The sequence below is a fragment of the uncultured Nisaea sp. genome (assembly GCF_963974195.1).
Taxonomy (GTDB): Bacteria; Pseudomonadota; Alphaproteobacteria; order Thalassobaculales; family Thalassobaculaceae; genus Nisaea.
In genome coordinates this window covers 1-20097 of the sequence record NZ_CAXBDC010000008.1, presented here as the reverse complement: position 1 = coordinate 20097, position 20097 = coordinate 1, and the positions used below count along the sequence as shown (strand labels likewise).

Annotated in this window: 18 protein-coding genes and 1 pseudogene; 7 read left to right on the top strand and 12 right to left on the bottom strand. The window is 60.6% G+C overall.

All coding sequences use genetic code 11. The features are described from left to right. Window positions 1-168: 168 nt before the first annotated feature. On the bottom strand, window positions 169-882 hold the full coding sequence (locus tag AAC126_RS03290; protein WP_339850031.1) for an HAD-IA family hydrolase: 714 nt from the start codon (window positions 880-882) through the stop codon (window positions 169-171). 136 nt (window positions 883-1018) lie between these two features. Between AAC126_RS03290 and AAC126_RS03285 the strand changes: the two genes are divergently transcribed. Further along, window positions 1019-1693 carry a GntR family transcriptional regulator gene (locus tag AAC126_RS03285; protein ID WP_339850028.1) on the top strand — a complete coding sequence of 225 codons (675 nt, stop codon included), beginning with the start codon at window positions 1019-1021 and terminating at the stop codon, window positions 1691-1693. Here the strand turns inward: AAC126_RS03285 and AAC126_RS03280 are convergent. From AAC126_RS03280 to AAC126_RS03270, 3 genes are all read right to left on the bottom strand, one after another. Beyond that, the gene (locus AAC126_RS03280) at window positions 1690-1971 is read right to left on the bottom strand and encodes a hypothetical protein (protein ID WP_339850025.1); all 282 of its coding nucleotides are present in this window, start codon (window positions 1969-1971) and stop codon (window positions 1690-1692) included. The genes AAC126_RS03285 and AAC126_RS03280 overlap by 4 nt on opposite strands. A gap of 98 nt (window positions 1972-2069) precedes the next feature. Beyond that, window positions 2070-3455, bottom strand: coding sequence for a CoA transferase (locus AAC126_RS03275; RefSeq protein WP_339850023.1), 1386 nt, complete (start codon window positions 3453-3455; stop codon window positions 2070-2072). A gap of 4 nt (window positions 3456-3459) precedes the next feature. Then, window positions 3460-3798 carry a DUF2794 domain-containing protein gene (locus tag AAC126_RS03270; RefSeq protein WP_339850021.1) on the bottom strand — a complete coding sequence of 113 codons (339 nt, stop codon included), beginning with the start codon at window positions 3796-3798 and terminating at the stop codon, window positions 3460-3462. Window positions 3799-4058: 260 nt separating this feature from the next. Between AAC126_RS03270 and AAC126_RS03265 the strand changes: the two genes are divergently transcribed. The 5 genes from AAC126_RS03265 to AAC126_RS03245 all read left to right on the top strand — a co-directional run bounded on the left by AAC126_RS03265 (window position 4059) and on the right by AAC126_RS03245 (window position 9511). Continuing rightward, window positions 4059-4703, top strand: a complete 645-nt coding sequence (locus tag AAC126_RS03265) for a tetratricopeptide repeat protein (RefSeq protein ID WP_339850020.1) — start codon at window positions 4059-4061, stop codon at window positions 4701-4703. 13 nt (window positions 4704-4716) lie between these two features. Then, window positions 4717-6060 (top strand): PQQ-binding-like beta-propeller repeat protein, encoded by a 1344-nt coding sequence (locus AAC126_RS03260; protein WP_339850018.1) that lies wholly within the window; start codon window positions 4717-4719, stop codon window positions 6058-6060. A 111-nt stretch (window positions 6061-6171) separates the two neighbouring features. Further along, window positions 6172-7587, top strand: a complete 1416-nt coding sequence (gene der / locus AAC126_RS03255) for a ribosome biogenesis GTPase Der (protein ID WP_339850015.1) — start codon at window positions 6172-6174, stop codon at window positions 7585-7587. A gap of 83 nt (window positions 7588-7670) precedes the next feature. After that, the gene (locus AAC126_RS03250) at window positions 7671-9110 is read left to right on the top strand and encodes an amidase (protein ID WP_339850013.1); all 1440 of its coding nucleotides are present in this window, start codon (window positions 7671-7673) and stop codon (window positions 9108-9110) included. Between the two features lie 86 nt (window positions 9111-9196). Continuing rightward, on the top strand, window positions 9197-9511 hold the full coding sequence (locus tag AAC126_RS03245; RefSeq protein ID WP_339850012.1) for a hypothetical protein: 315 nt from the start codon (window positions 9197-9199) through the stop codon (window positions 9509-9511). Between the two features lie 45 nt (window positions 9512-9556). Here AAC126_RS03245 and AAC126_RS03240 read toward each other — a convergent pair whose 3' ends face one another. Further along, window positions 9557-10297, bottom strand: a complete 741-nt coding sequence (locus AAC126_RS03240; protein ID WP_339850011.1) for an SPOR domain-containing protein — start codon at window positions 10295-10297, stop codon at window positions 9557-9559. A gap of 262 nt (window positions 10298-10559) precedes the next feature. Between AAC126_RS03240 and AAC126_RS03235 the strand changes: the two genes are divergently transcribed. Further along, on the top strand, window positions 10560-11783 hold the full coding sequence (locus tag AAC126_RS03235) for an MFS transporter (RefSeq protein ID WP_339850009.1): 1224 nt from the start codon (window positions 10560-10562) through the stop codon (window positions 11781-11783). On the opposite strand, the gene AAC126_RS03230 is transcribed toward AAC126_RS03235, so the two are convergent. The 7 genes and pseudogenes from AAC126_RS03230 to AAC126_RS03200 all read right to left on the bottom strand — a co-directional run. After that, window positions 11780-12958: an NAD(P)/FAD-dependent oxidoreductase gene (locus AAC126_RS03230; RefSeq protein ID WP_339850005.1), complete on the bottom strand. Its 1179-nt coding sequence runs from the start codon at window positions 12956-12958 to the stop codon at window positions 11780-11782. The genes AAC126_RS03235 and AAC126_RS03230 overlap by 4 nt on opposite strands. Window positions 12959-12972: 14 nt before the next feature. Further along, a complete protein-coding gene (locus AAC126_RS03225; protein WP_339850002.1) occupies window positions 12973-15456 on the bottom strand; it encodes a mechanosensitive ion channel domain-containing protein in 2484 nt (827 codons plus the stop codon). 26 nt (window positions 15457-15482) lie between these two features. After that, window positions 15483-16472: a zinc transporter ZntB gene (locus AAC126_RS03220; protein WP_339850000.1), complete on the bottom strand. Its 990-nt coding sequence runs from the start codon at window positions 16470-16472 to the stop codon at window positions 15483-15485. A 97-nt stretch (window positions 16473-16569) separates the two neighbouring features. Beyond that, window positions 16570-17514: a glycerophosphodiester phosphodiesterase gene (locus AAC126_RS03215; RefSeq protein ID WP_339849997.1), complete on the bottom strand. Its 945-nt coding sequence runs from the start codon at window positions 17512-17514 to the stop codon at window positions 16570-16572. Continuing rightward, entirely contained in the window at window positions 17507-18211 is a 705-nt protein-coding gene (locus AAC126_RS03210; protein ID WP_339849996.1) for an SDR family NAD(P)-dependent oxidoreductase, read from the bottom strand. Before AAC126_RS03210 ends, AAC126_RS03215 begins: the two co-directional genes overlap by 8 nt. A 25-nt stretch (window positions 18212-18236) precedes the next feature. Next, entirely contained in the window at window positions 18237-19748 is a 1512-nt protein-coding gene (purF, locus tag AAC126_RS03205) for an amidophosphoribosyltransferase (protein WP_339849995.1), read from the bottom strand. 19 nt (window positions 19749-19767) lie between these two features. Continuing rightward, window positions 19768-20097 (bottom strand): annotated as a pseudogene (locus AAC126_RS03200) (hypothetical protein); the annotation flags it as partial.

Genomic DNA, 20097 nt, shown 5'->3' with positions numbered 1-20097 from the left:
TGTAAGCAACCTGCGTGCCATTTTTCCGGCGCTGCGCCAATTTCCTAAAATGCCTTGAGTTTTGTTGTTTTTTGTAAGGATTGGCGCACGGCCTTACCCGGTCCGGCAAGTTCTGCCGGACTGATGCTGCCAGATTTACCCGGTGTGGTTTGCCGGTCTATGACCTGCCTAATGGTCCGTGAGGACGGATACGAGTTCGGCCAGGGTCGAGACCGTCAGGTCGGGCCTTGCCTCCTCCGCGCCGAAGCCAGTGAGGCCGAGATGGCGGTCCGGGCGGTGAATCCTGACGGATGTCAGACCCAAGCGATTTGCCGGGGTGATGTCGGCGCGCAGGCTTTGCCCGACATGCAGGATGCGCTCACGCGGAATACCGAGTGCATCGATATCGGCAAGGGCGGCCTCGAAATGGGGCATGTCGGGTTTATAGGCGCCGACGCGCTCCGCCGTGACGGTGATATCGAAACGGATTTGCATATGACGGCAGGACGCCGCGAGCGATGCGTTGTCGATATTGCTGAGTGCACCGATCCGCGCCTGCTTCTGCAATCTTGCAAGGCCGTCATGGGTGTCCGGGTAAGCGGGCCAGTCATGCGGCGTGCCGGCAAATTGTTCGCAGGTTTCCGGATCCGGGGAAACATCGTGCTCGGCGCAGATCTGCCGGAAGCAGCGGCGCAGGACATCCGGATAAAGCAGGGCCGGGCGTTCCTGCTGAATGACGGCGCGGGCCTGGTCGAACCCCATCAGGAGCGTGTGTCCGTCCTCTGTGATGCCATGGCGTCGGGCCCAGTTGCCGAGAAAGGCGATGATGGATGGCTCCCAGTCGATCAGGGTTCCGTAAACGTCGAAGGTGATGACGTCAAAATCGTCGAGCGTGAAGGACATGCCGGTTTCCGTCTGAATATGAAAAATCAAATTATCGATTATCGATAATATATAATGCTGTCAATCCCGCACACCGATCGTGTATCTCCGAAAGGGCGGTGCGGAGTTGTGGGGCTAGAGTGAGTTTGGATTTTCCATGATGTCAGGACGCGGGCAGGCGGTTAACGCGACTGTGGCGGATTCAGTTGCTCTTGAGCTGCGGGGACGGATCGTGGACGGCACTCTGCCGGGCGGCGAGCGTTTGCGTCAGGATGCCGTTGCGCGGGAGTTCGGGGTCAGCCAGACGATCGCCCGGGAGGCATTCCGGCTTTTGCAGGGCGAGGGGTTCCTCGATATAGAGCCTCGGAAGGGCGCGCGGATCAGGCCGTTATCTTCGGGTGAGGTATTGGAAATCACCGCGCTCCGGCGGCTGCTTGAAGCGCAGGCCCTGGAATGGGCGATCCCGGCTTTGACCGAAGCGGATTTCGCATCCGCCGAAGCCGTTCTGGCAGAGCTCGATGCGGCCACAGCCGTGGATGATTTGCTCGATCTCAATGCCCGTTTTCACGAGATCCTCTATGCCCGTTGCCCCGCGCCACGGACATTGAGACTGATCGGTGATTTGCGGTTGGCCTTCGAGCGTTATCTGCGCGTGACTTGGGCGGAGACGCCGCGCCGGTCAACTTCGCAGGAGGAACACCGGGAAATCCTTTCTCTCTGCCGGGAGCGGAAAACAGCTCCGGCCTGCGATTGCCTGAAGGCGCATATCAACCGTACCGGCACTGTTCTGGTCGCCCGGCTCCGGGAGCTTGAGGCCGCGGAGACATCCTAGCCGGATCTGGCCAGCCCCTGGTCACGGGCCGGCCATGAGGGGCGGGTTGCGATATCCTTCGAGGCACAGGCGCTGCAGCGCATCCGGGTGCCGATCTCGGGCACCGGGAAGTTCGGACCGAGTTGCGGGATCAGCAATGCCGTTGTCAGCTTGGCATTGTGTCCGCACCGGTGGCACCAGCAGAAAACATCGATCCCCGCGCGGGCCAGATCGGCCAGTATGGCCGGCTGGTTGCGCAGCTCGTCCTGTTGCAGGGCCTTGTCCTTGAAACGTCCCATCCGTCATGTCCAAGCTGGATTTCAGAGCGAGAACATAACAGGAACATTTGTTGCAGACAAGCTGATGACGGATGTTGATGACTCAGATTTTCTGGTGTTTAGCGGAGCGGCCAGACCGGCTCCGCCGTGCCGATGGGGCCGGCCGGGATATCCCAGGAGGCGGGCACCCCGGCAATGGTGACCGCTGAGGCGAGACGGCGCGCGGGGCCCCAATGGGTTTCCTCGATATCGGGCGCGAGGTCTGCTTCCGTCTCCGGCGCGAATTCCGGCGCGTCGGTGTTCTGCTTCTGGCTTTCGAGCAGGGCGGCAATGCGGGCGAGGGAGGTACGGAAGTGGCTGCCATCCCCGCTCCGGACGCGTTCGGCGAGACCGCTGACGGCTGCCGTCGCGACGATAAAGCCGGTGGCGTAATCCAGTGCCTGAACCGGAAGCGGCGTCGGTTTGTCCTTGCCGTAATGGCGCATGCCGGTCTCGGCGATGCCGCTGCTCATCTGCACGATGCTGTCGAAGCCGCGCCGTCCGGCCCACGGCCCTGTCCAGCCATAGGCACAAAGCGCGACATCGACCAGGCCGGGATTGAACGACCGGCGCACGGACGCGCCGAGGCCGAGACCTTCGAGTGCATCTCCGCGATAGCCGTGCACCATGACATCGGCCTCTGCGATCAGCTCTTTCAGACGTTGTCTGTCCGTATCCTTGCGCAGATCGAGAATGGCGGAATGCTTGCCGAGGCTCATTTCCTCCGCCAGCGCTTCGTCCCAGAGGTCGAGGGGCGGGTCGATCCGCAACACGTCGGCTCCGTATCCGGCAAGGAAGCGTGTGGCGGTCGGCCCGGCCAGAACCCGGGTCAGGTCGAGCACCCGGATGCCGTCCAGCGGGCGGGCGCGGTTCACCTCCCAGTTTGCCGGGGAGGGGCCGGAGAATGTTTCGTGATGCAGCAGGGGCTCCTGAGCGACGGCCTTGCCCTGGGGGTGGGCGGCCCAGGCAGCGCTGGAACGCAACTCGCCGGCGCAGCCACCGGCCGAGACCACGGCGTTCTCGAGCTCCGCCGCATTCCATGTGGCTACTGCCTTGGCGACGTCGGCGCGCTCGGTCTTGCTCGTATCCTGCACGCCAAGAGTCGCCAGAGCCGCCTTTCGGTGGTGTGGCGCATTGGTATGAAGCCGGATCCAGCCGTCTTTTGTTGCGTAATCTCCCGCCACGGCATCCCATTGTGCGGGCAAGTCCCACCCGTCCGGTCGCAGCGAGCTTTTGTACCAGAAGGAGGCAAGCCGCCGGTCCACGCTGACAGCAGGGTCCGTGTCGTGCCGTGCGGCGATCAGAGTGGCAATGGCTTCTCCGGCGGCGGCGAAGGAGGCGGCCGCCAGATCCGTTACCGCATAGGCGGAGGGGAGGACACCTGCACCGGTCACTGCCGGGGCAGACCGGTCGGGCAGGCGCGCTGCTTTCCGGATTTCAGACAGGAAGACATCGAATGAGGACATGATTTCAACCGGTGACGAGGCGGGGCAATTTCTCAAAGCGGGAGATAACGTCTACCAAAGATGGTGAGGAGGCGATCTTTTTATAACCCGCCATTAACTCGAAGGTCGGTTGGCGCTGTCCCTTGCGCTGTCTTTTGGAGACAGAAAACAGCGGCAGCTCGTGGCTATGGCGGAAAATCGAGAAGGCAGCACCGTCGTCGGAATGGTCTATCGCATAGTCGCGCCATTCGCCGGAGATCACGCGGCTTGAATAAAGGGCGAGGAGTTGGCCGAGTTCTTTTTTGGTGAAGAAGAGACCGCGCTGCGGCGACCGGCTTTTTTTGAGCCGAATCAAATCCGCCATGAGCTGCTCACCGTTGGATTTGTTGCCGATTCATGAAGCATAGTTTTCCCGAAAAATCGCCCGGCGTAAAGGCCGCGATCACGGAAAGTGCGGAGAGCGTGAGAGCGGTTTGATTTCGGCGTGCGCGCCATGTAGGTTGCGCTCTTCCGCCGGATGCTGGAGGCGTTGATTGCTCTCTGGAATTAAGGCGGTGGGACTTGTCCGCCGGTTAACCCGCTTGCCGGGCTAAAAGGGACCGGCGCAGCGCAACGGAGATACGCGTGGCAGATATTTTTCGCGAGATTGACGAAGAACTCCAGCAGGAGAAGGCAGCCAAGCTTTGGAAGCGGTACGGCGCCTATGTCATCGCGCTTGCGATCCTGGTCATCGCGGCGGTCGCCGGATACCGTTTCTGGCACTCCTATGAGGCGAAACAGTATGCGGCCCAGTCCGCCCGCTATGAAGCCGCGGCAAAAGCCCTTGGCGAAGATCCCTCTGTTGCAGAAGCCGGGTTCGGTACGCTCGCCCAGGACGGCAATGCCGGTTACGCGGCACTGGCTACCCTGCGGCAGGCTGCGGCTTCGATAGAGGCCGGAGATACCGAAGGCGCTGTGCTGATCTACAGGAAAATGGCCGATGACCAGGGCGTGCCTGCCCTGTTCCGCGACCTTGCCAGCCTGCTTTCGATTTCGCATCGGATCGACAGTGGAGATCCGGCTGAACTCTCGCGTGAGATTTCAGCCCTCGCCAATACCGCAGGCCCCTGGCGCGCGCTGGCCCGCGAGACCGAAGCGATGATCGCGCTGAAGGCTGGCGACAAGGCGAAGGCACATGAAATCCTGGCGACACTGAATGCCGATGCGGCGACGCCGCGGCAGCAGCGTGCCCGGGTAACGGAATTGATCAGCGCCATCGGCGCTGAGTGAGCGGGAGCGTTCCATGAACGGCATGCGTTCCTGGCGGGCCCTTGGCCTGGCATTCTTTGCGGCAACTCTTTTGCAGGGCTGCAGCGGCGACTCCCTGTTCTTCGGAGAGGAAAAGGAAGGCCCGCCACTGGAAGGCGAGCGCCTGCCGATCCTCACGCTGGAAAAGAGCCTGGTCGCGGATCCTGACCTTGCCGAGCTGAAGATCGTTCTGCCGAGGCCGTTCGAGAATAAGGACTGGCCGCAGCCGGGCGGCAATGCAGTGCATGCCATGCAGCATCTGGCGGCTGGAGATGTGCTCAAACGTATCTGGTCGACCAGCATCGGCAGCGGCTCTGACGATGAAACCCAGCTGATCGCGAGTCCGATCATCGTGGACGGTCTGATCTACACGATGGATAGCGAAGGGGACGTCGCGGCGTTCTCCGTGGTGGACGGGGACCGGGTATGGTCCGCGGAAACCCGGCCGGACGACGAGGACGAGACCATCTTTCCGGGCGCGATTGCCGCCGGTGAAGGCAAGCTGATCGCGGCGACCGGCTATGGTGAGGTGATTGCCTTCGGGCTTAAGGATGGAACGGAACTCTGGCGGGCCCGGCTGCCCGGTCCGGTCCGTGCCGCGCCGACTGTGATTGACGGCCGGATCTTCGTCAGCATTCTGGGCAACCAGTCTTTCTCCCTCGATCTCAGGGACGGGACCCGCGTCTGGTCCCATACGGGAATCTCCGAAGAATCCGCCCTGCTCGGTATCGCCAGTCCGGCGGTGAGCGGCGGCTCGGCGATCATTCCCTATTCCTCCGGCGAGTTGTTCGTTCTCCGCGTCGAGAATGGCCGCCTGCTCTGGAGTGACAATCTGAGCGCGGTCAGAAGCCGCAACGCGGTCTCCCGCCTGTCCGACATTCGCGGCAATCCGGTGGTGGATGACGGTCTCGTCATTGCCATCAGCCAGGCCGGGCGTCTGCTGGCGACGGACCTGAAGTCCGGCCGCCGGGTCTGGGAAGCGCGGGTCGGCGGAGACCAGACCCCGTGGGTTGCCGGTGATTATATCTTCGTGGTGTCAGATCTTGGCGAGGTGCTGGCCCTGACCAAACGCCGTGGCCAGATCCGGTGGATCCAGCAATTGCCGGTGTTCGAGAACCCCGAAGACAAGGAAGGTATCATCACCTATGCCGGGCCGGTGCTGGTAAGCGACCGCCTGCTGGTGGGAGCCTCGACCGGGGAAATCTATGCGATTTCGCCCTATACTGGCGACATTCTTGGCAAGATCGATATCGGCTCACCGGTTTTCGTGCCGCCGATCGTCGCCGGGGGGACAGTGTTCTTCCTGACCGATAACGGCGATCTCGAGGCTTACCGTTAGCCCCTTTGCCGGATGGGAGGCTGAGCTTCCGCATAGCGGCTGGGCTCCCGCATGGCGGCTATGCCGCAACAATGCTTGATCTGAGGCATGTCTCGGGACTACGGAACAGCCATGAGTTTTACAGTCGCCATAATCGGCCGTCCTAATGTCGGCAAATCGACCATATTCAACCGGCTCGCTGGCAAGCGCATCGCTATTGTCGACGACCAGCCGGGGGTTACCCGCGACCGTCGCGAGGGTGAGGGCCGGGTCGGTGACCTGACCTTCCGCCTGTTCGATACGGCGGGTCTGGAAGACGCCGATAACGAAAGCCTTGAAGGCCGGATGCGGCAACAGACCGAGGCGGCCGTTGCCGAAGCGGATGCCGTTTTGTTCGTGATCGATGCCCGTGCCGGTGTCACGCCGCTGGACGATCACTTCGCCCGCTGGCTTCGCCGCGAGAAGCAGAAGGTCATTCTGGTTGCCAACAAGTGCGAGGGCAAGGCAGGCAAGCCGGGCCTTTACGAGTCCTTCGGGCTCGGTCTTGGCGATCCGGTGCCGCTTTCCGCCGAGCATGGCGAAGGGCTGAGCGAGCTTTACGATGCGCTCTCTGCCTATGCGCCCGAAAGCGCGCATGACGATTACAGTGATTTCGATGATGACGGGGAAGTCGTTGACGACATCATCGAGGAATCTCCCGACGGGGCCGTGACCTGGCGCGATGCCAAGGCGCCGGACACCATCCGGCTCGCCATTGTCGGTCGGCCGAATGTCGGCAAGTCCACGTTTGTTAACGCCCTGCTCGGCGAGGACCGCATGCTGACCGGCCCGGAGGCCGGGATCACCCGGGATGCCATCGAGAGCGACTGGGAATTCGAAGGGCAGCCCTTCAAGCTGTTCGATACGGCCGGTCTGCGCCGCCGTTCGAAAGTGACCAAGCGGCTTGAATATCTCTCCGGTGAGGATACACGCCGGGCCATCCAGTTCGCCCATGTCGTGGTGCTGATGCTGGATGCCAGCACCATGCTGGAAAAGCAGGACCTGACCATCGCCCGCATGGTGGTCGAGGAGGGGCGTGCCCTGGTCATCGCCGCCAACAAGTGGGATATCGTCGAGAATCGCGAAAAGGCCCTCGGACATCTTCGCGACCGGTTGCAGACCTCGCTGCCGCAGGTGAAGGGGATTCCCTACATCACCATCTCCGCCGAACGCGGCCGCAATCTCGACAAGCTGCTGCATTCCATTGTCGAGACTTACGATACCTGGAACCGCCGGGTCTCCACTTCGCGGCTGAACCGCTGGCTCGCGGACATGACGGCGCAGCATTCGCCGCCGCTTGCCAAGGGACGCCGGATCAAGCTGCGCTACATGACGCAGATCAAGACCCGCCCGCCGACCTTCGCCGCCTTCGTCAGTCAGCCGACGGAACTGCCGGAAGCCTATATCCGGTATCTGGTGAACGGCCTGCGCGAGAGCTTCCAGCTCACCGCGGTGCCGATCCGATTCTATCTGCGCGGCAGCAAGAACCCTTACGTCAACGACGACTAAGCACCTGATTCCAGAGTGGACTTGGCAATCGGTGGGGAAGGGGACATCATGGTGGTCCTGCCTTTCCCAATCGAGGTCCCGCCATGTCCGCCGCATCAAAGAATCCCGCCCCGTTATGGCAATGGAGCGCCGTGGAGCTGTCCGGAGCCATCAGGGATGCGCGTGTCAGCGCCTCTGATGCCGTAAGCTCTGTCGTCGACCGGATCAGGGCCGAGAACGGTCATCTGAACGCCATCGTCGTCGATCAGACGGACGCGGCGCTGGAACAGGCTGCATCCTACGACGAAATCCTGAAGCAGAACGGCCCGATCGGCCCGCTGCACGGTGTCCCGGTCGCCATCAAGATCAATGTTGATCAAAAGGGCACCGCCAACAGCAATGGTGTGACGGCTTTCAAGGATCTGATTGCCCCGGACGATGCCCCGGTGGTCCGGAGCCTGAAGAAGGCCGGCGCCATCATCGTCGGGCGCTCCAACACCCCGGAATTCTCCTTTCGTCCGACAACCGTGAACGAGTTGCACGGCCGGACCTACAACCCCTGGGACGATAATCATTCCCCGGGTGGCTCCTCCGGCGGGGCTTCCTCTGCCGTTGCCGCGGGCTTCTGCCCGATTGCACACGGTAACGATATCGGTGGCTCCCTGCGCTTTCCGGCGTACCAGACCGGGACCGTGACCGTTAAGCCGGGGCAAGGCCGCGTGCCTGCCTACAATCCGTCCGGTGCGGAGGAGCGCTCGTTGCTGGCGCAGCTGATGTCGGTTCAGGGCATCATTGCCCGCGAGGTGCGCGATGTGCGCCTGGCGACCCGGGTGCTGATGCAGCACGACCCGCGCGATCCGCTACAGGTCCCGATGCCGTTCGACGGCCCGGCCGTGGATCAGCCGATCAAGGTGGCGTTCTGCCGCGAAACCAACGGCTACAAGATCCATCCGGCAGTCGAGGCTGCACTGGAAGGCGCAGCGGCGGAGCTGGAGAAGGCCGGCTATGTCGTCGAGGAGGCGAGCCCGCCGATGATCCGGGAAGCGGCGGCTGAAGCCCTTCCGGCACTCTATGCCGATTGCGAGATCTTCATCGGCGAGGCCATCCAGAAATATGGCAGCGCCGACATCAAGAAAGTCTTCGATTATTATTTCGAGAATTATCCGCCGACCGATGCCGTGGGCCTGTTGCGGACGATGTCCCGCCGGACCCGATATCTGCGGGCCTGGAATGTGTTCCTGGAAGAATACCCGCTGGTCCTGACGCCGTTCATGATGCGCCCGGGTTTCACCTGGAACGAGGATGCCGACAGCTCGGCGGGCGTGCGCGATATCTTCGATTCATCCGTCTATAGTTGGCTGATCAACTTCCTCGGCCTGCCTGCCTCCATCGCGCCCGCGGGCTATCACGAGGGGCTTCCGCTGTCGGTCCAGATCATCGGCCGGCGCTTCCGGGAAGACCTGACGCTGGATGCGGCCGAGTGTCTGGAACGGGTGAACGGCATCCAGGTTCACGAACTGTGGCGCCGCAAGGGGCTGCTCTAGGCGTTAACCGTCACGCCGGATCGCGAGTGCGTCAGTACCGCGATCCGGTCTTGTTCCCGCGGCGGCTTAGCCGTCATACTTCATGCATGAGCCGCCGCCGCATCACCCGTCACCGGCTTACGGTCGACGATATCGCCGCCCTCTACGATACGCTGCTGGAGTGCCAGAAGCAGCGCTATTACCGCCGTTGGAAGGTCGAGACGCCCGTGTTCAATTCCAAGCGCAGACGTGACGTGGTGCAGGACGAAGTCCGGTTGAAACGGTTGCAGGAGCGGGCCGACGGTATCGAATACGCGCTTCGCTACGAGGATCTGACAATCCGCCAGCGCCGGGAGATGGAACAGACAGCCCGTAATTTGCGGCTTGCGGCACGCGGTGTGAAGGAAATCACAGAGAAGTAGTAGACAAGTGTTTTTATAAGGCGGTATTTTAAATATTATCTTTCCCTAGCAACCTGATAGAAACGGATTTTGATTAGAAATCAGCGGGATTTTATTTGCTCTTGCAAGCAAATTTCTTGCTTCTGTTTCGGGAAGAAATCCACCAACTAAAACTGGATAGAATCCGTTACTTTTTATTCCGACAAATGGACCCATTTTTGAATCTATTTCTTGAATTTTTTTTCTAAAATCAACGGCATCATCATATTTTTTCAACGAGCCAACCACAATCCAGCATTTTCGCTCTCCAATTCGAAGGATATATGAAAACCCGGATCCCAAATCGTCGATTCTAGTTCTTTTCGAGTAGTCTTTAATTTGACCTGTATCCGCAACGGCACGTTTTATGAAAAAAATATCAAGCAAACTTAATTCATTATATTCGCGCTTAGGTTCTATGTGTTTTACTTGAGATATCGCCGGGGTGTTTTCATTTTCAAACCCTCCGCTGTAATAACTATTAAAAATAGCAGGTGCAGACATTGCAACAGCGACGAGCTTTATTTTGCTGGTTTCATCAGAATTGAGAAAGGCACAAAAAGCCCCAACGATTGATAGAATTATGGCTAAAATAAAATAGGATATCAATACTGTGCTAATTAGCAAATTTGCGTTTGGAAGCGCGTACCGGCCAAATAGATCATTAAACTCAGCGCCATAAAATTTGACGATCGCAGCAATTATTCCCGCCATTGCGCCAATTACAATGCGCATTGGCGTTGATATAATATTTTCATTTTCTGGCATGGAGCATCTCCCGATTAGAGATAAAGCTGAAAATATATGCGCCATCTAAGGTTGTATATGGTTCTAGAAAAATATCAAATTTCACGTTTGTTAATCAAGCCATATTCGAGAAAGTGCAGGGCAACAGCTTTTCTTTCAGTATCAAATACTCTCGTTATTCATTCAGCTGCAGAATAGGTTCGATATAGATTATTCTGAAATACAGTTTCCCAAATGACTGTTTGCTCGCACCTTCCTACGTGAATGGAAAAGGCATATCAAAATGTCATATTCGCAGCACCCCTACCGCTGGGCAATGCTTTTCGGCGTCTGGCTGATCTATTCCGCTTTCGGCCTGACGATCAGCGCGCTGGCGCCGATGGTCGGACCGATCACGCGGGATCTCGGACTCAGTCATGGTGCGATGGGAACCGTGCTCGGGGCATGGCCCTTCATCTATATAGGTGCGGCGGTGCCCTGCGGCATCCTGCTGGACCGGATCGGTGCCCGGCGGGCTCTGTTGCTTGCTGCAATGATCATGGCGGCTTCCGGCCTCTGCCGGTCCGTCGCCGTCGATCACCTGACCATGTTTCTCGCCGTTGGTATCTTCGGGTTCGGTGGCCCGCTGATTTCCATCGGGGCGCCGAAGATCATTGCTGAATGGTTCGAAGGCAAGGAGCGCGGCTTCGCCATGGGCATCTACATCACCGGCCCGGCCATTGGCGGCATTCTCTCGCTCAGTCTGACCAATGCCGTCGTACTGCCGTTCCATGACGGTGATTGGCGCATGGTGGTGCTGGATTATGCCGCGATCACCGCAGCCGCAGGTTTGCTCTGGCTGCTGATCGCGCAGCATCCGGAAGCCCGAGCGCGCGAAATGGCGGAAAAGGCGGCGCCGAAACGCCCCCAGCTCGAAATCTTCCGGGAACTGATGGCTAATCCGGTGGTGCGGGTCATCCTCGCCATGAGCGTTGGGATTTTCTTCTTCAATCACGGCACCAATAACTGGCTGCCGGAGATCCTCAAATCGACAGGCATGAGCGCCGTCGATGCGGGTTATTGGGCGGCGCTGCCGACCATGGTCGGTGTGCTCGGCTCGCTGACCATCCCGCGCCTGGCGACACCGGAGCGGCGCGGCGCGATACTCGGCGGATTGTTCGTGCTGGCGGGGCTTTGCACCCTGCTGCTGCAACTGGGAGAGGGCCCCGGGCTGATTCCGGCGTTGATCTTCCAGGGACTGGCGCGCGGTTCGATGATGACCATCGCGTTGTTATTCCTCGTGGAGGCGCGCGGCGTCGGATCGAAGAATGCGGGCTCCGCCGGAGGGCTGTTCTTCTCGGCGGCGGAAATCGGCGGCGTCTCCGGCCCGGTCGCCATTGGTGTCATCCATGACGTGACCGGCGGGTTCACCGTCAGCCTCTGGGTGCTGACGGGCGTGTGTGCGCTGCTTCTGCTCGGACTCGTGTTTGGTATTCAAAGGCCGGCCGCGAAGGCACTTCAGGTTTAAACCGCCTGCCCGGCACTCCAGCCGCTGGACCATGCCCACTGGAAATTGTAGCCGCCGAGCCAGCCTGTCACATCCACGGCCTCGCCGATGAAATAGAGGCCGGGCGCGGCTTTCACCTCCATGGTCTTTTGATTGAGTGCGGCTGTGTCGATGCCGCCGAGGGTGACTTCGGCGGTCCGGTAGCCTTCCGAGCCCGAAGGTTTCACGCGCCAGCGATTCACCCGCTCGCCAAGCTGACGAAGTACCTTGTCGCTGAGATCGCCAAGCGGGCGGGTGAGGTTGGCTTCTTCCGCGATCGCCACGGCCAGCCGCTTTGGCAGATGCTCGGCCAGAGCAGTCTGGACGGCTTGCTTGCCGTTTGACGCTTTGCCGGCGATCAGGCGCTCCGCGATGTCCGTTCCCGGTGCGAGATCGACGGTGATTTCCCCGCCTTCCCGCCAGTAGGACGAAATCTGCAGGATCGAGGGGCCGCTGAGGCCGCGATGGGTGAAAAGCAATCCTTCGGTGAAGTGTGTTTTGCCGGATGCGACGATCGCATCGACGGAAATGCCGGAGAGCGGTTTGAGCTGTTCCAGCATGGCTGCCTCATAGGTGAGGGGCACCAGGCCGGGGCGCGGTTCGATCACCTTGATGCCGAACTGGTCGGCGATACTGTACGCAAAGCCGGTGGCACCCATCTTCGGAATGGATTTCCCGCCGCTGGCGATGACCACCGACGCGGCCTCGACGGGGCCACTGGAAAGCGCGGCACGGAAGCCTTCGCCTTGCCGTTCGATCCCGTCCACGCGCGTTGACAGTTCCATCTGGGCGCCGGTTTCGCCGAGTTCGGCCAGCAGCATGTCGATGATGGCTTTCGCGGAGCCATCGCAGAACAGCTGGCCCAGCGTTTTCTCGTGGTAGGCGATGTTGTGCTTTTCGACGAGGGCGATGAAATCGCGCTGGGTATAGCGCCGCAATGCGGAGATACAGAAGCGCCTGTTTTCCGAGAGAAAATTCTCGGGGGCAGTTCTCAGATTGGTGAAATTACAGCGCCCACCGCCCGAGATACGGATTTTCTCGCCCGGTGCATCGGCATGATCGACAATCAGCACCGAGCGCCCGCGCTTGCCCGCCTCGGCGGCACACATCATGCCGGCGGCGCCGGCGCCGATAATGAGACAATCAAATGTGCGCATGGCCGGGGGCAGACCTAGACCGGCTTTTTCTGTGACGGGGATTTGTCCGCCTTATCGGACTTGTCGTCATCATTATCGTCCCCGATAAGCTCCTGCTCCGTTTGCTTGGCTTCTTCCGCCGCTTCTTTCCGCTCTTCCAGAAGGCGTTTCCGCTCAGCTTCCTGGTTGTTTCTTTCGGCATTCCGGGCGGTTTCCGCGTCGGCCATTTCCGGATTGGCCGGCTCGAAATAAGCATCCGATTCAGGATCATCCTGACCGGATTCCTTGCCCTCAAGTTGTGGCTTCGCCTGGATTACGCGGACATTGGCCGACGGAGAGCCGCCATCCTTGTCTTCGCCGAAATACAGGGTCTGGTGCGGGAACGGTATCTCGACACCTTCGGCATCGAAGCGCCGCTTGACGCGGCGCAGGAATTCCCGGCGAACGGACCATTGAGTGCCGGGCTTGGTCTTGACCCGGGTACGGATATTAACGCTGGAATCAGCCAGATCCTGAACGCCGACAACTTCAAAGGGACCCGTGATGGAGGGTTTGATTATTTCGTCCTCGATCAGCTCGTTGCCGATCTCCTGCAGCAGCTTCATTACGGCATCGGCATCCTCGCGATAGGCCACCCCAACATCGACCAGCGCGTAGGCATATTCCTTCGTCATGTTGGTGATCACATCGACAGTGCCGAACGGGATCGTGTGCATGTCTCCGGCGACATCCCTTAGCCGCAGGGTGCGGATGCTCAACGCCTCGACCGTGCCGGACTTGCCGCCGACTTCCACATAGTCGCCGACATTCAGGGTGTCCTCGATCAGCAGGAAGATGCCCGATATCACGTCCTTGACGAGGGACTGGGAGCCGAAACCGATGGCCAGACCGATGATACTGGCACCGGCAAGCAGCGGTGTGATGTCGACGCCGATTTCAGACAATATGGCGAAGATCGCGACCACCCCGATGATGATGATCGAGGCACGGCGCAGAAGCGGCAGCAGGGTGCGTTCGCGGCCGCTCAGAACGCCGGAGCTTTCCAGGACGAACAGGCGCCGTTCGACGAAAAGACTGATGATCTCAGCTATCGCGACGGCGCCGCCACCGACAACGATGACCGTGGCAAGCGCCCGGATCAGGATTTGTCCGTTCTCCGAGGCAAAGAAGGCCGAAAGCTGAATGCCCCAGACCTCAAGCAATGCGCCAAGAGCCGTGACGGAGATGAGCACGCGGGCACCGGCCAGCAGATGCGGGACATAGCGGTTTGCGCGCCGTTCAAGCGACGGATAACGGTCCGTCATCTCGTGCGAGACGGAGAAGGCCCAGCGCCCTGCCGTATCGACGGCCAGCCAGGCCAGCCGCCAGAAGATCGTGATCACGATCATGAAGGCGGCGATCTCTCCAAGACGGATGAAGCCCGCATCCCCCATGGACATCAGGATCACCAGACCGGACGTGACATAGGCAATGGCGATCAGGTGCCAGACCGCGGAGAGGATGGACCAGAAGGTGCGGCTCGCCCCGCTCTTGTCCGTATTGGCGATAACCTGGGCGAAGCTGGTGCGGTTTTGCAGGATGAAGGCGGTCAGAAGTGCCCAGAGCGCGCCATAAATGAGCTTTTCCAGGAACAGGAAAGTGGTGACCGGCATGCCGAGAATGTAAGCGCTCTGCAGGCTGAGAATACCGTAGATGCCGGTCGCGACCAGGCGGTTGGCCCAGAGACCGAGATACGCGCCGGTTGCGTCTGAAATGTTCAGTGACCGGCTGACCAGTCCGGCAGGCTTCAACAGGGTGCGGATCAGGGCGAGGCATGCCAGATGGGAGGCCACTGCAAACACGAACACCCGGCCGGCCAGCTGCACATTCGTACTGCTTACCGTTGTCAGGATGCCCTGTGTGAGGGCGAAGAAGATCACTGCCCGGGCACAGCGGAGCAGAAGCAGGGGGACAAAGGCGGCAAGGTTGCGCAGCAGCGTACCGCGCAGCACCCAGGCTTCGAGCCTGTCGATGGGATTACGCAGCAGGCGGGTGGAAAACCGGACGACCAGAAGACCGAGCGCCACGATACCGGCGATTATGGCGATCCATTGCCCGATCTGGAAAAGCTCATCAGGATCGGCGGCAATGGCTGAAATAGCCGGTATCAGGCTTTTCACATCAGTCAGGGCCAGGGCCGTATCGGAAAGCCTGCTCACCGCCTCTTGCAGGAACCCGCTGATCCCTGTGACCACATCCGACATGGCGGAGGCGAGGGACGAGCTTTTTTCCTCTTCTTGTTTTTCTTCCGTGGTGGCCAGCAGGGTTTCCAGATCGGTGATCAGGGCATCACGTTTGCTCTCGTCCTTCAGAGTGTCGAGCAATGACTGCAGGCGTTGCGGCCCGGCCTTGGCTGCTTCGTTGACGGTACTGCTTTCAGTGCTGCCCTGGGCCAGAGCCTGCGGTGCGGAAACGGAAAACCCGCCGAGACAGAGCGCGACGGTCAGAAGGGCCAGTATGGCCTTGAGACGGTTTGGCATGACTTTCAGTTGTCCGGTCCTTCGGATTACTTGAACCATTTAAGGGATCTGAGCGCCCAGACTTCCAGGCCGACGATCGCGACCATGATCACGGTCACGGCCCAGAACGCCCATGCGGTCTCGGACCCGGGCATGCCGGCGACATTGATGCCAAGCAAGCCTGTCAGGAGGCCGATGGGCAGACAGACAGCCGATATAACAGACAGAATGTAGAGCCGCCTGTTTAGTTCCTCGCTGCTGCGGTTTTGTATCGTGTCCTGAATGACCATGGCCCGTTCACGGATTTCATCCAGGCTTTCCACATAACGAATGACCCGGTCAGCGGCCTCGGTAAGACCGCTAATGGTTTTCTGTGCGAACCAGGATGGCGGGTCGGCCGTGAGTTGGCGCAAGGCATCGCGCTGCGGCAGGATATAGCGCCGCAGGATGATGGTCCGCAGCCGCAGGGTTTGCAGCTCTCTCGTCGGATGGGACATGTCGCTGGCGGTCTGTTCCTCGTCGACCAGATCGATCCGTTCCTCCAGATCGTCGATGACAGGCTCCATGCGCCGGAAAAGGCGCTCGGCGAGAGAGGCCAGCAGCTCATCCGTGTCGGCGGGGGAAAACCCGTCTTCCAGCGCGGCAAGGGTATCCTGAACCGCGAGCAGGCGGCGCAGCCGGACCGTGATCATGAAGCCGCGTTCGATCCAGATCCGGAGACTGACCATGTCTTCGGGATTGGCGCCGGGATTAAGATTGACGCCGCGCAGAACGATCAGGATGCCGTTGTCGAATCGTTGCACCCTTGGCCGGGTTTCCTCGGCCACCAATGCCGCCGCGGCGATATCCGGTATTCCGGCCTGCTTTCTGATCCAACTGCGGGCGCGTTCTTCTTTCTGGTCGAGATGCAGCCAGCAGAGGCGGAAGCCCTCGGGGCGGCCATCGGCCATCGCATTCCAGTCGAGAGACTGTGCCCCGGCCGCATCAGTGAGGCCGATGCCGGCGATCAGACCATTGTCACCATCCGCTGGATCCATAAGTCACGCGTGTCCCTGTGGCAAAGATACAGGCTATCAGTATAGGAGGGCGGCTCTGTCGGGCAATGCCGCTCTGCGGCGTACCGAAGATCTCTGGTCAGAGGTCTTTGGCCCGATCCGGATAGTCCGTGATGATGCCATCGACACCAAGAGCGATCAGGCGTTTCATGTCCTCGACCTTGTTGACGGTCCAGACGATGACGCGAAGGCCCTCTGCATGAGCCGCCTCGACTGCTTCCTGCGTGACATTCCGGTAATAGGGAGACCAGACAGCGCATCCCGCCGCCCTGGCCGCTTTCTGTATGGATCCGCCGAAATCATCCACGTCGAGCCCGCCAAGCCAGGGGGATGCCCCGTCCTTGCCAGCCTCGGCTGAGTCGAGCCAGCGGGCCTCGGCGCTGAGGCAGACGGTGGGGATGGCCGGATCGATCCGCTTTGCGGCGATCAATGTCGACCAGTCGAAGCTTTGCAGGGTGATCCGGTCCAGCACACCTGCATCCCGCGCGGTCTCGATCAGTAACCGGGAAAAGGCTTCCGGCTCGGGCGTGTCTCCAGGCTGAAGCGGAGAGCGCTTGGTCTCGATATTGAACCGGATTGTCTCGTTCCCGCGTGCGGCGACCATGGCGAACAGATCGGACAGTTTCGGCACCATGGTGCCGTCCACCGGGGCCTGATCGGGAAAACGCTTCGCATAACGGCTGCCGGGGCGTATCCGGCCGACATCGTATGTTTCCAGTTCCGCAGCCGTCAGCTGGTTCAGCAGGATTTCGCGGTCGATCCAGGCACCGTCCCGCCGCGTGTGATCTTTCGAGAGCGCGCGGTCATGATGAATGACGGCAACGCCGTCCGCCGTCACCACCGTGTCGAGTTCCAGCACATCCACACCGAGATCGAGAGCTTTCTCGAAGGCGGGAAGGGTGTTTTCCGGGACGAGACCGCGGGCGCCGCGATGGCCCTGAATTTCGACGGCCGTGGCCAGACCGGAAAATCCGGTGCTCAGAGCGGCTGCAAGGGTGAAGGCCCTGGCAAGGCTGTTACGCATTGACGAGATCGCCGTTACGCCGGCAGTCCGGAGAGGCCAGTTCGAGGAACAGGGGCACCAGATCTTCCGGCGGTTTTACCGATGCCTGATCCTCGCCCGGATAAGCGGTCGCCCGCAATGTGGTGCGTGTCGCGCCGGGGTTCAGCAGGTTTGCCTTGATATTGCTCTTCACGTTTTCCGCCGCGTAGCTCCGGACCATGGCTTCCAGAGCGGCCTTGCTGACGGCATAGGCGCCCCAGAAAGGTTTTTCGCCGCTGGCGGCGTCGGCGGTCACGAAAATCGCCCGGCCTGCGTCCGACTGACGGAGCAGGGGGTCAAGGCTGCGTATCAGACGCTGATTGGCGGTGAGATTGGTCGCGATGACCTGTTCCCAGAGCTTGGGGTCGTAGTGATGGACCGGTGTCAGGTTGCCGAGCATGCCGCCATTGGCAACCAGAATGTCGATTTTGCCATACCGCTCATGAAGGGCGGCGCCGAGCCGGTCGATGGCCGGATAGTCCGTCAGATTCATCGGCACCAGGCTGGCACTGCCGCCTGTCGCCCGGATCTCGTCGTCCAGTTCTTCCAGTGCGCCCACGGTGCGGGCAACGAGCACGACATGCGCGCCTTCACGGGCAAAGGCTCTGGCAACGGCGGCGCCAATGCCGCGGGACGCGCCGGTGATCACCGCAATGCGGCCGTCGAGAATGCCGGTCATGAAACTCTCAGCAAATGTGGTTTGGTCAGGAAGCCTCGGCCAGCAGGGAGAGCTGCCGGACGTTCGACCCGTCGTTCTGGTCAATCAGCGCAATCGGATAGTCGCCGGTGAAGCAAGCATCGCAATATTGCGGGTTTTCATTGTTGCGCGCGGCCTCGCCGACGGCCTTGTAGAGGCCGTCATGAGAGATGAAGGCGAGACTGTCGACGCCGATAAGCTCCGCCATCTCTTCCACAGACATTTTCGCGGCGAGCAGTTTTTCCCGCTCCGGCGTATCGACACCATAGAAGCAGGAATGGGTCGTCGGCGGGCTGGCGATCCGCATATGAACTTCCTTGGCCCCGGCGGCCCGGACCATTTCGACGATCTTGGTCGAGGTGGTACCGCGGACGATGGAATCGTCCACCAAGATGACGCGCTTGCCCTTGAGCTGGGCGGAGTTCGCGTTGTGCTTCAGCTTCACGCCGAGATGGCGGACATGATCCGTCGGCTCAATGAAGGTCCGGCCGACATAGTGGTTCCGGATGATACCGAGATCGAAGGAAATACCCGCTGCCGCCGCATACCCGATGGCCGCCGGAACGCCGGAATCAGGCACCGGGACGACAACGTCGGCATCGACATGACTTTCCGTGGCCAGCACCGCACCGATTTCCTTGCGGGCGTTATAGACGCTCTTGCCTTCCATCACGCTGTCAGGCCGGGCGAAGTAGATATATTCGAAGATGCAGAAGCGGCTCGGCTTGTTGGCGAAGGGTTTCAGAGACTGAACGCCTTTGCTCGTGATGACGACAACCTCGCCCGGTTCCACATCACGCACATAGTCGGCGCCGATGATGTCGAGCGCGCAGGTCTCCGAGGCAAGGATATGCGCATCGCCCAGCTTGCCGAGCACCAGCGGACGAACGCCGTACGGATCGCGGATGCCGATCAGCGAGTCGCGGGAGAGGCAGATCAGGGAATAGGCACCGACGATCTTCTGCATGGCGTCGACCACCCGGTCCAGCACGGTGTGCTGCGGGCTGCGCGCGACCAGATGGATGATGGTTTCGGTGTCCGAGGTGGACTGGAACAGACAGCCCTGGCGGACCAGGCTGTCGCGCAGGTCGATGGCGTTGGTCAGGTTGCCGTTATGGCAGAGCGCCATGCCGCCGAATTCGAAATCCGCGAAGAGCGGCTGGACGTTCCGGAGGTTGGCCCCGCCGGTGGTGGCGTACCGGTTGTGCCCGATGGAGGCATGGCCCTTGAGCTGGTTGATGATCTTTGCCGACTCGTCGCCAAAGTTTTCACCGACATGGCCCAGTGCCCGGTGGGCATGGAAATGAACGCCGTCCCAGGAAACGATACCGCAGGATTCCTGTCCGCGATGTTGCAGGGAGTGCAGGCCGAGAGCCGTCAGGGCTGCCGCATCAGGAGCGCCAAAGACGCCGAAGACGCCGCATTCCTCATGAAGATGATCGTCGTCCCAATCGGGGGACCGGTCCAACGGTTGTTTCAGATCCGTCACGGCGACATCCTCCTGCCGGTTGCTGTCCATGGTACATTCATCGAAAGCGCTAATCCGTGCTCTCGATGACCTTCTCCAGTCCCCGACGTTGATCGGCAGTATACCCGTCGCCGTTCTTCGGCGCATCGGATTTTGCCGGCGGGCTGATCAGACGTTCGAAAAGCAGTTTTTCCGTTTGCTTGCGGGCATTCGTGCCGGCTGTCCCGGCGGCGTCCCGGAGTTTCGGTCGCAATTTGGGCGGCACGAGGCTGACAAGGGTTTCGGCCCCCTGCTCGACGAGAGGCAATGTGCGCGCTTCGGTTACCCATTGCGGATAGCCATCATCCTCGATCAGCCAGTTCAGTCCGAGATAGAGCAAGCAAACCAGTACCGCGCCACG

Excerpts from the sequence above, each read along its gene's own strand:
- AAC126_RS03290 (WP_339850031.1), bottom strand. The coding sequence starts at position 882 with ATGTCCTTCACGCTCGACGATTTTGACGTCATCACCTTCGACGTTTAC.
- AAC126_RS03285 (WP_339850028.1), top strand. The coding sequence starts at position 1,019 with ATGATGTCAGGACGCGGGCAGGCGGTTAACGCGACTGTGGCGGATTCA.
- AAC126_RS03280 (WP_339850025.1), bottom strand. The coding sequence starts at position 1,971 with ATGGGACGTTTCAAGGACAAGGCCCTGCAACAGGACGAGCTGCGCAAC.
- AAC126_RS03275 (WP_339850023.1), bottom strand. The coding sequence starts at position 3,455 with ATGTCCTCATTCGATGTCTTCCTGTCTGAAATCCGGAAAGCAGCGCGC.
- AAC126_RS03270 (WP_339850021.1), bottom strand. The coding sequence starts at position 3,798 with ATGGCGGATTTGATTCGGCTCAAAAAAAGCCGGTCGCCGCAGCGCGGT.
- AAC126_RS03260 (WP_339850018.1), top strand. The coding sequence starts at position 4,717 with ATGAACGGCATGCGTTCCTGGCGGGCCCTTGGCCTGGCATTCTTTGCG.
- der (WP_339850015.1), top strand. The coding sequence starts at position 6,172 with ATGAGTTTTACAGTCGCCATAATCGGCCGTCCTAATGTCGGCAAATCG.
- AAC126_RS03250 (WP_339850013.1), top strand. The coding sequence starts at position 7,671 with ATGTCCGCCGCATCAAAGAATCCCGCCCCGTTATGGCAATGGAGCGCC.
- AAC126_RS03245 (WP_339850012.1), top strand. The coding sequence starts at position 9,197 with ATGAGCCGCCGCCGCATCACCCGTCACCGGCTTACGGTCGACGATATC.
- AAC126_RS03240 (WP_339850011.1), bottom strand. The coding sequence starts at position 10,297 with ATGCCAGAAAATGAAAATATTATATCAACGCCAATGCGCATTGTAATT.
- AAC126_RS03235 (WP_339850009.1), top strand. The coding sequence starts at position 10,560 with ATGTCATATTCGCAGCACCCCTACCGCTGGGCAATGCTTTTCGGCGTC.
- AAC126_RS03230 (WP_339850005.1), bottom strand. The coding sequence starts at position 12,958 with ATGCGCACATTTGATTGTCTCATTATCGGCGCCGGCGCCGCCGGCATG.
- AAC126_RS03225 (WP_339850002.1), bottom strand. The coding sequence starts at position 15,456 with ATGCCAAACCGTCTCAAGGCCATACTGGCCCTTCTGACCGTCGCGCTC.
- AAC126_RS03220 (WP_339850000.1), bottom strand. The coding sequence starts at position 16,472 with ATGGATCCAGCGGATGGTGACAATGGTCTGATCGCCGGCATCGGCCTC.
- AAC126_RS03215 (WP_339849997.1), bottom strand. The coding sequence starts at position 17,514 with ATGCGTAACAGCCTTGCCAGGGCCTTCACCCTTGCAGCCGCTCTGAGC.
- AAC126_RS03210 (WP_339849996.1), bottom strand. The coding sequence starts at position 18,211 with ATGACCGGCATTCTCGACGGCCGCATTGCGGTGATCACCGGCGCGTCC.
- purF (WP_339849995.1), bottom strand. The coding sequence starts at position 19,748 with ATGGACAGCAACCGGCAGGAGGATGTCGCCGTGACGGATCTGAAACAA.